This window comes from Mesorhizobium sp. M8A.F.Ca.ET.207.01.1.1 (genome assembly GCF_004794715.1).
Lineage (GTDB): Bacteria > Pseudomonadota > Alphaproteobacteria > Rhizobiales > Rhizobiaceae > Mesorhizobium.
The window spans coordinates 1-306 of record NZ_SRUS01000461.1 but is presented as its reverse complement, the minus strand read 5'-3'; the positions used below and the strand labels follow the sequence as shown (position 1 = coordinate 306).

1 pseudogene is annotated in these 306 nt (G+C 67.0%); it reads left to right on the top strand.

Going from position 1 to position 306, the window contains the following annotated elements:
- Positions 1-306: pseudogene (locus EN850_RS35370) on the top strand (methyl-accepting chemotaxis protein); the annotation flags it as partial.

The following is a 306-nucleotide window of genomic DNA, read 5'->3' as shown; positions in this document are numbered from 1 at the left end:
CGCGAGGTCTGGATCCAGGCGTCCTACAACCCGATCCTGGACCTCAACGGAAAGCCGTTCAAGGTGGTCAAGTACGCCACCGACATCACCGCGCAGGTGCATGAGAACCAGGCCATGCAGCGCGCCGTGGCGCAGACCCGCGAGGTGGTGGCGGCTGCCAAGCAGGGCGACCTGACCCGGCGCGTGGCCACCGCCGACAAGACCGGCCCGATCGCCGAGTTGTGCGAAGGCGTGAATGCGCTGGTCGAGGCGATGGGCGCGATCATCGGCCAGATCAAATTCGCCGCCGACACCATTGCCGTCGGC